Source organism: Rhodobium gokarnense (assembly GCF_025961475.1).
Taxonomy (GTDB): Bacteria; Pseudomonadota; Alphaproteobacteria; order Rhizobiales; family Rhodobiaceae; genus Rhodobium; species Rhodobium gokarnense.
On record NZ_JAOQNS010000005.1, the window covers coordinates 245,296 to 258,379 of the forward strand.

General features: G+C 68.0%; 10 protein-coding genes and 1 pseudogene. 5 read left to right on the plus strand and 6 right to left on the minus strand.

The annotated features are described in order from the left end of the window. Nucleotides 1–71: 71 nt before the first annotated feature. The 3 genes from M2319_RS10850 to M2319_RS10860 all read right to left on the minus strand — a co-directional run bounded on the left by M2319_RS10850 (nt 72) and on the right by M2319_RS10860 (nt 2,762). On the minus strand, nt 72–437 hold the full coding sequence (locus M2319_RS10850) for a hypothetical protein (RefSeq protein ID WP_264601476.1): 366 nt from the start codon (nt 435–437) through the stop codon (nt 72–74). 29 nt (nt 438–466) lie between these two features. Continuing rightward, nucleotides 467–1,234 (minus strand): SDR family NAD(P)-dependent oxidoreductase, encoded by a 768-nt coding sequence (locus M2319_RS10855; RefSeq protein WP_264601477.1) that lies wholly within the window; start codon nt 1,232–1,234, stop codon nt 467–469. A gap of 73 nt (nt 1,235–1,307) precedes the next feature. Then, complete coding sequence (locus M2319_RS10860; RefSeq protein ID WP_264601478.1) at nt 1,308–2,762, minus strand: adenylate/guanylate cyclase domain-containing protein; 1,455 nt, start codon at nt 2,760–2,762, stop codon at nt 1,308–1,310. Nucleotides 2,763–2,970: 208 nt separating this feature from the next. On the opposite strand from M2319_RS10860, the gene M2319_RS10865 reads away from it, so the two are divergent. Next, nucleotides 2,971–4,818 (plus strand): flagellar hook-length control protein FliK, encoded by a 1,848-nt coding sequence (locus tag M2319_RS10865; protein ID WP_264601479.1) that lies wholly within the window; start codon nt 2,971–2,973, stop codon nt 4,816–4,818. Further along, nucleotides 4,815–5,084 (plus strand): annotated as a pseudogene (locus M2319_RS10870) (EscU/YscU/HrcU family type III secretion system export apparatus switch protein); the annotation flags it as partial. The gene M2319_RS10865 and the pseudogene M2319_RS10870, both read left to right, overlap by 4 nt. A gap of 107 nt (nt 5,085–5,191) precedes the next feature. Here M2319_RS10870 and M2319_RS10875 read toward each other — a convergent pair. The 3 genes from M2319_RS10875 to M2319_RS10885 all read right to left on the minus strand — a co-directional run bounded on the left by M2319_RS10875 (nt 5,192) and on the right by M2319_RS10885 (nt 9,241). Continuing rightward, nucleotides 5,192–6,031 carry an MBL fold metallo-hydrolase gene (locus M2319_RS10875; RefSeq protein WP_264601480.1) on the minus strand — a complete coding sequence of 280 codons (840 nt, stop codon included), beginning with the start codon at nt 6,029–6,031 and terminating at the stop codon, nt 5,192–5,194. A gap of 17 nt (nt 6,032–6,048) precedes the next feature. Continuing rightward, complete coding sequence (locus M2319_RS10880; RefSeq protein WP_264601481.1) at nt 6,049–6,507, minus strand: cyclic nucleotide-binding domain-containing protein; 459 nt, start codon at nt 6,505–6,507, stop codon at nt 6,049–6,051. Between the two features lie 94 nt (nt 6,508–6,601). After that, on the minus strand, nt 6,602–9,241 hold the full coding sequence (locus M2319_RS10885) for an ABC transporter transmembrane domain-containing protein (RefSeq protein WP_264601482.1): 2,640 nt from the start codon (nt 9,239–9,241) through the stop codon (nt 6,602–6,604). 215 nt (nt 9,242–9,456) lie between these two features. On the opposite strand from M2319_RS10885, the gene M2319_RS10890 reads away from it, so the two are divergent. From M2319_RS10890 to M2319_RS10900, 3 genes are read left to right on the plus strand one after another with little or no spacing between them, the layout of a single operon-like run. Continuing rightward, the gene (locus M2319_RS10890) at nt 9,457–10,716 is read left to right on the plus strand and encodes a glycosyltransferase family protein (protein WP_264601483.1); all 1,260 of its coding nucleotides are present in this window, start codon (nt 9,457–9,459) and stop codon (nt 10,714–10,716) included. 21 nt (nt 10,717–10,737) lie between these two features. Then, on the plus strand, nt 10,738–11,982 hold the full coding sequence (locus M2319_RS10895; RefSeq protein WP_264601484.1) for a glycosyltransferase: 1,245 nt from the start codon (nt 10,738–10,740) through the stop codon (nt 11,980–11,982). Nucleotides 11,983–11,988: 6 nt separating this feature from the next. Beyond that, nucleotides 11,989–13,083, plus strand: coding sequence for a glycosyltransferase family 4 protein (locus M2319_RS10900; protein ID WP_264601485.1), 1,095 nt, complete (start codon nt 11,989–11,991; stop codon nt 13,081–13,083). The last annotated feature ends 1 nt before the right edge of the window (nt 13,084 follow it).

A 13,084-nucleotide genomic window follows, 5' to 3' on the forward strand; every position in this document is an offset into this window, starting at 1 on the left:
CCAGCCCAGAGGGGGATTTGTTCCGTGCGCGGGCCTTGTCGGACGGCGGGGTCGCCGCAAGCCCGGACCCGCTACTGTCCCGTGCCGTAGCGCTTTTCGTAGTCGGCCTGCAGTTCTGTGCGCCGCGCCTCATATTCGGCCGTCAGGCGATCGCATCCGGCGTTGAGGGCCTCGACCTCCTCCTGGCGCGTCTTCAGCGCCTCGTCCTCCAGGGCGGGCCTGTCCTCGTCGAAGGCCGTCTGGAACGCCTTCGCCTTCAGGCAGACGAGCTTGGCATTCTCGTTCAGGGCCTGGATCTCCCGGTTGGCCCGTATCCGGTACTCCTGGGCGGTCTCGGTCGTCTCGGTCTGGGCGATCGCCGGGCCGGAGACGGCAAGGAGCAGGATGGCGGCCACAAGGGTGCGCATCGGACGGATGCCGGGGATTTCGGGGGTCATTGGCAGGTCTTTTACGTGTTGGAGGTGTCTTACCGCGGCGCCATCCTGAGGGCGCCGTCGAGGCGGATGGTCTCGCCGTTCAGCATCTCGTTGTCGCAGATGTGCCTGACGAGGGCGGCGTATTCCTCAGGCTGGCCGAGCCGCGAGGGGAACGGCACCTGGTCGCCGAGGGAGTCACGGACCTTTTCCGGCAGGGCCATCAGCATCGGCGTCAGGAAGATGCCGGGCGCAATGGTCATGACGCGGATGCCGGACTGCATCAGGTCGCGGGCGACAGGCAGCGTCAGAGCGGCGATACCGCCCTTCGACGCCGCATAGGCGGCCTGGCCGACCTGGCCGTCGAAGGCGGCGACGGAGGCGGTGGAGACGATGACGCCGCGCTCGCCGTCCGCGGTGATTGGGTCCGCCGTCGCCATGCCGGTGGAGGCGTGGGCCATGCAGCGGAACGAGCCGATCAGGTTCACCCGGATCACGGCCTCGAACATGTCCATCGGGTGCGGGTTGCCCTTGGAGGTGGTCTTGGCGACCGGGGCAATGCCGGCACAATTGACGAGGATGCGCTCCTGGCCGTGTGCCTTGCGGGCCTCTTCGAAGCCGGCCGTGACACTGTCGTCGGAGCTGACGTCGACCTTGACGAAGATGCCGCCGATGGCGTCCGCGACCTCGCGGCCCTTTTCCTCCGCAACGTCGAAGACGGCGACCTTGACGCCGCTTGCCGCCAGCGTCCGTGCCGTTGCCTCGCCGAGGCCGCCGGCGGCGCCGGTGACGACCGCGCTGATGTCCGATCCGAGTTTCATGATGGCCTCCCCCCGTTCTTGCCCGCCCGTCGCGGGTTCCTGTGACTGGTGTATTCAGCGCCCGCCGCCGCGGTCAAGTCGAAAGGCGCGAGGGCTCGGGGGGAGCGGGATCGGATGCGGCCGGCGTCACGGTCGCCGTCATGATCTCCGGTGCGATGACGACGAGGTCGAGCGGGTCGGCAACGCCCGCAACCTGCCGTCCTTCGCGAACTTCTCCGCCGAGAGCCCCGAATGCTGCCTCGTCGAAGCCCTGGGCGCGAGCGCGATCGAGGACGACTGTCGTCGTCAGTCCGCGCGTGCCCTCGATCTTGTTGGCGGTTTCCAGCTTGGCGCAAAGGTTGACCGGATCGCCGATGACGGTGTGCTCGCGGCGATCGTCGACGCCGACGATGCCGACGGTGACGGGCCCGGCGGTGACGGCGCAGCCGATGCGGAACGGGCCGGGCCAGCCCTCGGCGGCGAACGCCTCGGCCTCGGCATCGACGGCGGCAAGCACCGCGACGGCGGCAGTCAGCGCGTCGGCGGCGCAGGTCTTTGACGGCTCCAGGGCGCCGAAGGTGGAAAGCACCCCGTCGCCCAGGAACTTGTCGACGCGGCCGCCATGGGCCTCGATCGCCGGTACCACCGCGGCCTGGTAACGGGCGAGCACGCGCATGACAGCGTTCGGCGCCAACCTGGCCGACGTCGGCGTGAAGGCGCGGATGTCGACGACGAGAATCGCGGCCTCGCGCAGGGCCCCCTCCCCGATCGCCAGTTCGCGCTCGCCATCGGTGATGGAGCGGGCGACTTCCGGCGCAAAATAGCGGCGGAGGTCGCGGGCGGCGGCGCTGCCGCGGACGGCCGAAAAGAGCAGCCCGCGGGCGCGCAGGAGCGCGACGCCGAGGATGGCGGTGACGCCGAGAATGGCGATGATCTTGTCCATCTCCGCGCCGATCAGGATGGCGTTGCTGGTGAGGTACTCGACATAGTTTCGGGTGATCTTCATCTCGCCCATGTCGCTGAACACCGCATAGCCGACGAGGCAGACCCAGCCGAGCGCGGCGACGCTTCCCGCCGTCAGCACGAAGCGTGGATCGAAGCGCAGGGCGCGCAGCGAGACGAACAGGAAGACGTAGAGGATCGTCGGCGCCTTCAGGTAAAAGCTCGGGTGCTGCATGTACTGGATGTGGAAGGAAAAGATCAGCCCCATCAGAAGCGCCACGTCTACGACGATCGACAGGAACAGGAACCAGGCCGGCAGCATGAAGCGGTAGGAGAGCCAGAGCCGGAGCACGGTGAAGACGAAATAGCCGGAAAGCGCGAAGGGCACGAAGTTGAAGCCGGTGGCGCCCTCCGCGCGCGGGGCTATCGCGTAGAGGACGGAGAAGAAGACGACGGCGGAAAGCTGCGCCCAACCGATCAGCCGTTCGGCCTGGGCCTCGCGGCGGCGGATGTCTTCGGCAACGCGCTCGGGCATCCCCTCCGCCGAGACGGTTCCCTCGCGGATGTCCTCGCCGAGCTCGCGAAACGCTTTCCTGAACCTGACCATCACCGGCCGTCATTGTCCCCAAAAATGTCAGCGGCCACGGTAGTACAGCTTCGCTGCCGACAACAGCGCCGGTTCGGCGGATCGCGTGGCTTTGATAGGACGTGAAAATCGGCCCGGAAATGCGCTTTTCTCGCGCGGGGGATAAGCTTTTCTTAAGTTATTCTTCATTAACTATTGTGAAACGTTCCGTTCAGAAGGGATGTCGCGCGTGCCCGCTACCAGCTTTGCTCCGCGCTCGGCGCCCGTTGTCAGCGTCTCGGCCCAGGCCGGCGCGGCAGGAGCGCAAGGCGGCCAGTTGATCGCCGCCCGCGTCGTGGAGGTGCGGGAGGACGGCTCCGTGCGCCTTGCCACACGGGACGGCCAGTTCTCCGTCAAACCGACCGTGCCGCTCGAAGTCGGCACCCGCCTGATGCTGCAGATCGAGGGCGCCGGGTCACAGGTCAAGCTGGTCCTGCATGCCGACGCCAAGCCGGCACCGAGCCTGCCCGGCGGCGGAACGGGGACACCGACCGGCACGCCGACCGCGCCGCCCACAGTCCCGACAGCGGGCGCGCAGGTGCCGCAGCCCGGCGGCTATCCGGCGCCCTTGCCGGCCGGAGCGCCGCTGCCGGGCGCCGCGACGGCCGTTCAGACGCCCCTGCCAGGCACGGTTCCGCCGGGTGCGATCGCGCAGGTCGTGAGCTCCGGCGCATCGCTGCCGCCGGGGGGGAGCGCACCGACTGCAGCCCCGGCAGGTCAGACGGCGGCAACGCCAGCGACGCCTACCACCGCCGGCGCGGTTCCGCCAGCCAACGTCGCAACGTCCGGCGCAGCGCCCACCGGGGCGCCCCAGGCCAACAGCGCGCCGCCGCTGCCGCAGGGTCCGGTCCCGCAAGCGGCCCAGGGGCAACCGGCGCCGGCGCCCGCGGGCCAGGCGCCTCTGCCGCAGGCAAACGCGACGCCCAATCTGACGCAGGCCGCGCAGCAGGCCGCCGCCTATGCGGCCCGGGCCGGGCAATCTCCATCGACCGGCACGGCACCCCAGACCGCAGCGGCCGGAGCGGCCCCGGCCGGCGCTGCGACACCCGCGGCTTCGGCGACGCTTGCCGGCAGCACGCCGCTTCCCCCCTCGGCGGACGCGGCGGCGCGGGCGGCGCTTTCGGAAATGGTCCACACCGCCGCCTCACGCCAGGACAGCCTGGCGCCGCTTTTTGCCAACCTTTCGGCCGTTGCGTCCCACGGCGGCAATACGCTGCCCGATCCGGTGATGAAGGCCGTGCAGCAGCTTCTCGGCCTGAGACTACCCGCCAACGCGCCGGTGACCGGCGAGCAGATGCGGCTTGCCGTGCAGTCGTCCGGCATCTTCCAGGAGGCGCACCTCGCCAGCGGCCAGGCCGCTGCGGCCTCCGGCGACATGAAGTCGGCGCTGATGGTGCTGCGCAACGTGCTCACCACCTGGCTCGGCGCCGACGCGGCGGCAAATGTTGCGGCGACAACGAAGCCCGGCGCCCGTCCCGGCGCCCCGAGGAAGGCCGGCACGCCCGTCGGCCAGCGGGCGGCGGCGGCATCCCTCACCTCCTCCTCGACCGGCACGGAGGCGATGCGCGCCTTGCTCTCCCAGGCCAATGCGGCGCTCGACCGGGTGCGGTTGTCGCAATTCGCCTCGCGCGCCGACGATGACGGGGGACCCGTGCAGGCGGCACGCGGCCATGACTGGACGTTCGAGATCCCGCTCGCCCTCGGACGGCAGACGCCGATCGCCCAGTTCCGCATCGCCCGGGACGAGAAGAAGGGCAAGAACGGCAAAGCCCGGGTCTGGCGGGTCCAGTTCTCCATGGATTTCGAGCCGATGGGGGCGATCAACGGCCAGGTGGCGCTCTGCGACGGCGACGTCTCGGTGACCGTCTTTGCCGAGCGCGAGGAGACCAGCGAGTTGTTGCGCGGCGCCCTCGGCGACCTGCGCGGCGCGCTTTCCGAGGGCGCCTTCGGGGTGGAGGAAGTCCAGGTCCATACCGGCACGCCGGACTTTCCGGCAGGTGCGCCCGGCGCCGGCACCCATGTGGATACCGAGACATGAGCGAGACCGAAAAACCCCGCCTCGCCGTTGCGCTGGAATATGAGCAGGGCTCCGACGCCGCCCCGCGGGTCACCGCCAAGGGACGCGGCGAGCTTGCGGAAAAGATCCTGGCGGCCGCCGAAGAGCACGACGTTCCCGTTGAAGAAAACGAGCCGCTCGCCGAAGCGCTCAGCACGGTGGAACTGGACGATACGATCCCGGAGGAGCTTTACCGCGCCGTCGCCGAGGTCATCGGCTTCGTGCTGCGCGCCTCCGGCCAGCTCCCGGCGCGGCCGGCCCCGGCGAAATCGATGCCGGCCCAGTCAGCAGGGGCACAGCACGCATCCGGCGCCTCGCCGTCGAGCGCCCCGCAGATGCCGCATCCGCCCTTCCTTCAGAGCGACAATTCCAGCCCCTGATGGGCGATCATGGCGCCGCCATGGCGCTTCTTGATGATGTCGGCCAGCCGGTCGAGTTCTTCGTCCGTGCGGTCGGGATCGTGGTGGAAGAGGATCGGCATGCGCACATCGGCGCGCTCGGCAAGGTCGAGGCACTTTTCCCAGGTGGAATGGCCCCAGCCGACATGGCTGGCATATTCCTCCTCGGTGTACATGGTGTCGTAGATCATGGCATCGGCGCCGGCGACGAAGTCCGCCAGCCGCGCATCGATTTCCGGATTGCCGTGCTCGTGGTCGGTGACCGTGCAGAACACCCGGTCGTCGCAGGAGATGCGGTAGGCGATCGCCCCGCCCGGATGGTTGAGGAGCATGGTGTCGACGGCGAACGATCCGCCGAGCGGCAGCCGGTCCCCCGGTGCAAAAGCATTGAAGGTCACGCCCGTCAGCCCGCATACCGACATCGGGAAGATCGGCGGCGACATCATCCGCTTCAAGACGTCCTCCAGCGTCCCCTCCTGCGCGCCGAGATGTCCGGCCCAGAACCGCACCTGGACGTCCGGGTCGTAGGCAGGGGCAAAGAACGGCAGGCCGCAGACATGGTCGAGATGGGTGTGGGTGAGGAGGAGGTCGACGTCGGTGACGCCCTCTCGGCCGAGGGCGGCGCCGAGGTGGCGGATGCCCGTGCCGCAGTCGATGATCAGCACGCGCTCGCCGATGCGCACCTCCATGCAGGTGGTCTCGCCGCCATAGCGCACCGTGGTGGCGCCGGGCGCCGGGATCGACCCGCGCACGCCCCACAGGCGGACAAGAAACGTCCTGGCATTGCGTCCCGTCATGCTCTCCCCGCCATCGCTCAATTGCCACCCGTGGCCGAGCGCAGGTCCGCCAGGTCCCGTGTCGTGCGCTCCAGCCGGGCGGCGAGGACGCGCATCACCTCAAGCGCGATGTCGGGGAACTCCTTCAGCAGCTTCAGGAAATTGTCCTTGTTGATGGACAGGATCGCCATCTCGGTGGTGGCGCGGATGGTCGCCGTGCGCGGCACGTCGCACAGGATGGCGATCTCGCCGACGATGTCGTTGGTGGCAACTGCGGCAACTTTCCTGAGGCCCTGATCGGTCTCGACCAGCACGTCGGCCTCGCCATCGAGCACAATGAAGGCGGAATCGCCGCTTTCGCCCTGGCGGCAGAGGTCCTCGCCCGCGCGCACCGTGACGCGGTCGGAGATGAACGCCAGAAGGCGCAGCTTGGCCGTATCGATCTTCCTGAACAGCGGCACCTTGCGGAGCGCTTCGACTTCGGCATTGAGCGTCACAACATATCCCCTTTTCCGCTCTCGCCTGATTGACCGGGGGTAAGGCCGACACCCTGCCCGGTCCCGATGATTGCGACCGTCCCCCGCAGAACGGTCATTGCTCGACCTCCGCCGCGCCGAGGTCGCGGATCGCGTTGCGGACGGTCTCGACATCGCCGTCGGCGCAGATGCGCCCGTTGCGCATCAACAGAATGCGCTCAAACCCCGCGACCCGGTCAAGTCTGGAACTGCCGGCCAGGATCATAGCGCCTTTCTGGCGCTCGCGTATGGTCTGAAGCATGCCCACATTGTCGCCCAGCGTGTTGTCGACGTCCTCAAAGGCGATGATCTTCGGCCGCTTCAGGAGCGCGCGAGCAAGGCTCAGCCGGCGGCGCTGGCCGCTGGAGAGGCGCGAGCCGGCTACGCCGACCTCGAAGTCGAGACCGGCATGGGCGATGTGGTCGCGCAGGCCGAGGCGATCGGCGGTGTCGCCGATCAGCCGCTCGATCTCCTCGCGGGCGCCGCGGCGGTCGAGGCGCGGCTTGCCGAAGATGATGTTGTCCTCGATCGACAGGGATTCCGCATAGGCGTCCGGCGCAAAGGCGACGTAGCGCCCGGCCAGCCGCTCTGCGTTCTCGCGGAACACCTTGCGGCCGGCGACCATGCTTGCGGCCTTGTCGTCGTCGATGACGCCGAGCCGGTGGCGGGCGGGAACGAGGCGGAAGGCAAGGCCGATGAATTTCCTGTTTTCCGCCGCCTTCAGGCTTTCGCGGCCGTTCGCCTTGATGCGCTTCAGGAGCGTGTCGTAGGCGGGCAGTTCCTCCGCCGGGATCAGGCTGTCGGCGCCGAGGAGGTCGCTGTCGCCGCTGACCTCGGCAAAGAGTTCGACCATCACCTCGGCGATGTCGATGCCGATGCCGATCAGCGTCTCGCGCAGCCCCGCCTCGTCGAGGATCTCCAGAACGTCGGGATCGGCCGCGACCTCGTCGATCTCCATGGCGCGGTCGCGCGCCGCGCCGAACAGGATGTTCTCCACCAGCGGCGCGTTGGCGTTGAAGCGGTCGACGTCCCACAGATCGACAAGGCCTTGCAGGTCCGGGTCGGTGCCGATGCATTCTGCGAAGGCGGCGCGCATCTGGAGGATGCCTGCGACGGTCTCCGGGTTCTCGTCCGCATCGAGGAAGGCGTGGAGGCCCATGCGGTAGATGTCGGCGCCGAGCCCGACGCCGTTGGCGAGCCGGACGACGATGGCATCGAGTTCGTGGTCGCTGTCGATGCTGAGGACGGAGAGGTCCTCCCACTTCTGGTCGATGTCGAAATGGATGTTGCCGGTACGCTCCGCCTCCTGGCGCCGGGTCCGCTCGACGTCGTCGAAGTCTTCCTCGTCGGTGATGTGGTTGCGCGGCCGGTGGCGCAGCCCGTAGACGAGGTTGTCGCGCACGGTGCCGGTGAAGATGTGCGGTGACGGCCCGATATAGGCGGTATCGCGGCCGAGCACGGTTTCCGACAGCTCGTCGAGCCGCGCCTCGCCGACGCGCACGCGACCCGTGGTGGGCTCGACCAGCCCGCAGGCAAGCTCGATCAGCTCCGGCCGGCCGCTGCCCTCGCCGCCGACGATGGCCAGCCCCTCGCCCGGCGCCACGGTGAGCGAGACGTCGTGCAGTTCCTGGCCGGCGATGCCGGTCGAAAGGTTGACGCTCGAGAACTGCAGGTCGCCCTCAAGGCCGCTGACGGCCTCGTCGGCAATGCCGAGCCGTTCGCGCGGCATCAGGTCGGGCGGATCGAAATTCTCCACCACGGTCTGGTAGCGCACGCTGATGTCGGCAAGGTTCTGGTAGTAGTCGAGGAGTTCCTTCCAGGGACCGGCAAGGTCCTTGTAGGCGGCGAGCACGGCCACGAGGGCGCCGAAGGTAATGTCGCCGTTGATAACCAGATAGCCGCCGATGGAATAGAACATGAAGGGCGGAAGCTGGTTCATGAAGTTGTTAACGAACTTGATCATGTATTTCCGCTTGAAGATGTCGTAGCGGATCTGAAAGTTCGTGTAGAGGGCGCCGGCAAGGTGCGACAGATGCCAGGCGGAGGTGGCGTTGGCGTGGATGTCGGTGATGCCGGCAACGCTCTCGCCGATGCCGTCGGAGAGCTTGCGGATGTTCTTGACGCGCTCGCGCTGCAGGCGGATCACCTTCTTCTGCAGCTTCGGGATGATGTAGCCCTGGATCGGATAAAGCGAGATCGCGGCGGCGCCGAGCAGCGGATCCTGGGCGAAGATGAAGGTGATGTAGACAATCAGCGTGCCGCCCTGGAAGGCCGGCTGGGCGATGGCGTCGCCGATGAAGCCGCCGAGCGGCTCGACCTCGGCGGTGATCATCGGGATGATCTCGCCGGAGCTGACTTTGCGGAAATGCGGCAGGCGGAAGCGCATCATCCGCTCGTAGAGCGTATAGCGCAGGCGCCGCAGCATGCGCTCGCCGGTCAGGCCCTTGTAGATATTGAGGGTGAACTTGACGACGTTGTTGAGGACGACGAGACTCAGAAACGCCAGACAGAGCAGCATCAGGTACGGAATCTGACCGAATTCGAAGCCGAAGAATTCGCGCGGGAAGTCGGTGCCCTGGATCGCGTCGTTGACGATGCGCTTCGGCAGTTCCAACGACAGGTAGAGGATCGGAAAAGACACGACGGTCAAAAGGAGAATGACCATCTGGCGCCGCGCACTATGGCGCCAGATGAACCGGTAAAGTGTCTTCTCCATCAAGCTGTCCCGTCGGCCTTGATGCCTGCGTCAAAACGTTCATGTCGATGCTTTACAACATTGCAGGAATGCGACACGGTGCAACAGATAAATTCACCGGAGCAGATCGGACCCACTCTCCCTTGGGCGATCCCCGCGCGATACTGCGCTGACCAGCGACACGACAGACCGTCGTCGCTCCAAGGATCCTCACCACCCGAACCGTTGTGAGCGTCATGCGGCAAGTATCGTCCCCTTCGCGGCACCAGAAGAAGATTCTCATCTACAGCCACGACACCTTCGGCCTCGGGCATCTGAGGCGGTGCCGGGCGATCGCGCACGCCCTCGTCGGTGCGTTCTCCGACCTTTCCGTGCTGATCCTGTCCGGCTCGCCGATCATCGGCAGCTTCGACTTCCGGGCCCGGGTCGACTTCGTGCGCATTCCGGGCGTCATCAAGCTGAGGAGCGGCGAATACACCTCGCTGGGCCTTCATATCGACATCGAGCAGACGCTGGCGATGCGCGCCTCGATCATCGAGCAGACGGCCAAGGCGTTCGATCCGGACATCTTCATCGTCGACAAGGAGCCGCTCGGGCTGCACGGCGAGGTGGAGGCGACGCTGCAGGTGCTGGCAGAGCGCGGCACGCGGCTGATCCTCGGCCTGCGCGACGTGCTCGACGACCCCGACATCATGCGCGAGGAATGGCAGCGCAAGAACGTGCTGCCGGCGCTGGAGAATCTCTACGACGAGATCTGGACCTACGGCCTGCCGCAGATCCACGACCCGCTCGCCGGTCTCGACCTGCCGCCGACGGTCCTCGACAAGGTCTGCTTCACCGGCTATCTGCGCCGCACGCTGCCGACCAACCGGCCGACGACGGAGCCGATGCCGTTCGGCGACGATCCGTTCGTCCTCGTCACCCCGGGCGGCGGCGGCGACGGCGTGGAACTTGTCGACTGGGTGATGCGGACCTACGAGGCGCGGGTCGAGCCGCTCTATCCGGCCCTTGTCCTCCTCGGCCCGTTCATGGCGCCGGAGCACCAGGCCGCCTTCATGGAGCGCGCGGCCAATCTGCGCGACGTCCATATCCGCAAGTTCACGCCGAACATCGAGGACTATCTCGACCAGGCAATGGCGATCGTCGGCATGGGCGGCTACAACACCTTCTGCGAGATCCTGTCCTTCGACAAGCCGACGCTGATCGTGCCGCGCGTGGTGCCGCGGCGCGAGCAGGCGATCCGCGCCGACAAGGCCGAGGAGTGCGGCCTCGTCAAGGTGCTGGCGATCGACGACTATCCGGACGTGCCGCTAATGACCGAGGCGCTCGTTGCCCTGCCGAAGCAGCCGCCACCCTCCACGGCGGGCTTTTCCGGGCTGCTCGACGGCCATCTGACGATCACGCAGCGGGTCGCGGACATCCTTGGCGAGGGCCGAACCAGCCCGGCGGCCGGACCGGACGCAGCGCCCGTGCCGCTCGTTGCCGCCGGCAGCTAGACCTTTTTCGCGAGAAAAACGATGTCCCGTGTCGCCGTCGTCCTCAAGGGCTATCCGCGCCTTTCGGAGACCTTCATCGCCCAAGAGATCCGCGAATTGGAAAAGCGCGGGCTCGACCAGATCATCGTCTCGCTGCGCCATCCGACCGATCCGCACCTGCACGACATCCACCGGGAAATCGAGGCGCCCGTCGTCTATCTCCCCGAATACCTGAAGGACGATCCGGCGCGGGTCCGGGCCGCGCGGCGCTGGGCCGAGGGCCTGTCGACAACGGCCGCCGCGCGCGCCGTTTTCGAGCGCGACCTCGCGCGCGACCGCAGCGCCAGCCGGCACCGGCGCTGGGGCCAGGCGCTGGTGCTCGCCCACGAACTGCCTGTCGACGTCACACGCCTGCACAGCCATTTCCTCCACACCCCGGCCTCCGTCACCCGCTATGCGGCGATGATCCGCGGCCTTCCCTGGTCGTTCTCCGCCCACGCCAAGGACATCTGGACGCTTCAGGAATGGGAGCTTTCGGAAAAGATCGCCAGCGCCGACTGGGGCGCCACCTGCACCCGGTTCAACGCGGAGTTCCTGAACCGTCTTGCCGACCGGCCGGGCAAGGTCGACCTCGTCTATCACGGCCTCGACCTCGACCGCTTTCCGGCCAATGCGCCGGCGCCCTCCGACCGTGACGGCAGCGCGGCAAAACCCGCGCGCATCCTCTCCGTCGGCCGGGCGGTAGAGAAGAAGGGCTATGACGACCTGCTGAAGGCCCTCTCAAGGCTGCCCGCCGATTTCCACTGGACGTTCACCCATATCGGCGGCGGCGCCCTGTCGACAAAGCTGAAGGCGCTCGGCGAGAAGCTCGGGCTTGGAGACCGGGTGACCTGGAAAGGCGCGCAGCCACGGTCCGAGGTGATCGCGGCGGCCGCGAACGCCGACCTCTTCGTGCTCGCCAGCCGGATCACCAAATCCGGCGACCGGGACGGGCTGCCGAACGTGCTGATGGAGGCGCAGCTCATGGGCGTTGCGGCCATCGGCACCGCCGTCTCCGCGATCCCGGAGCTGATCCTCGACGGCAAGACGGGCCTGTTGACGCCGGAGCACGATCCGGTTGCGCTCGCCACAGCGATAGAAGCCCTCGGGCACGATCCGGCGCGGCGGGCGGCGCTTGCCGCAGCAGGGCGCGAGCGGGTGCGGCAGCACTTTTCCACCGAGCCCGGCATCGACCACCTCGCCCGCCGCTTCGGCCTTCAAGAGCGCCAGCGGCCGGCGGCGGAGTGAGGTCCGGTGCGGATCGCCTTCTATGCGCCGATGAAGCCGCCGGACCACGACACGCCCTCCGGCGACCGGCTGATCGCGCGGCTCCTGATACACGCGCTCGAGGAGGCCGGGCACGAGGTCGTTCTAGCGAGCCGGTTCCGGAGTTGGGTGCGCGAGCCGGCAGAGCTTGAGGCCGTTGCCGAACAGGCCGCGGCGGAAGCGGCGCGGGTCATCGCGCATTTCCAGAGCACTGAAAAACCCGACCTCTTCCTCACCTATCACCTCTATCACAAGGCACCGGACTGGATTGGACCGCGCATCGCCGATGCCCTTTTCATCCCCTATGCGGTGATCGAGGCGAGCCGAGCGATGAAGCGCGCGCGCGGCCCCTGGGCCTCCGGCTTTGCCGCCGCCGATGCCGCGCTCGCCCGTGCCGATGCGGTCGCCGCGCTGCACGAGGCGGACGCGGAGGGGCTCAGACCCGTCGTCGGCGACCGGCTGGAGATCATCCCGCCTTTCCTCGACACCGCGCCCTTTGCCGCCGTCGCCGGCAACCGGGCGCCGAACGATCCGCCGGTGATCGTCACCGCCGCCATGATGCGCCCCGGCAACAAGGCGGACTCCTATCGCCTGCTCGCGGAGGCGCTCGCGCGCTTGACGCACCGGCCCTGGCGCCATGTCATTGCCGGCGACGGACCGGAGCGCGGCGCCCTGCTGCCGCTGTTCGATCCGGCGCGCACCGACTATGCGGGGCGCCTCGAACCGGAAGACATGCCGGCGCTCTATGCGCGTGGCGACATCTTCGCCTGGCCGGCGGTGACCGAACCCTTCGGCATGGTTTTTTTGGAGGCCCAGGCGGCGGGGCTCGCGATCGTTGCCGGCGCTGCGCGGGGCGTTCCGGACATTGTCGCCGACGGGGCCACCGGCCTCCTCGTGCCGCCCGGCGACGTCGATGCCTTCGCCGCCGCGCTTGACGATCTGCTTGCCGATGCGGAAAAACGACAGGCGATGGGCCGGGCGGCGGCGCGCCATGCGGCCGAAAACCACGACATCTCCCAGGCGGTTCCGGCGCTCAACACCTTCCTCTCCCATGCCCGGCGCCACCATGCGGCGCGCAGTTGAA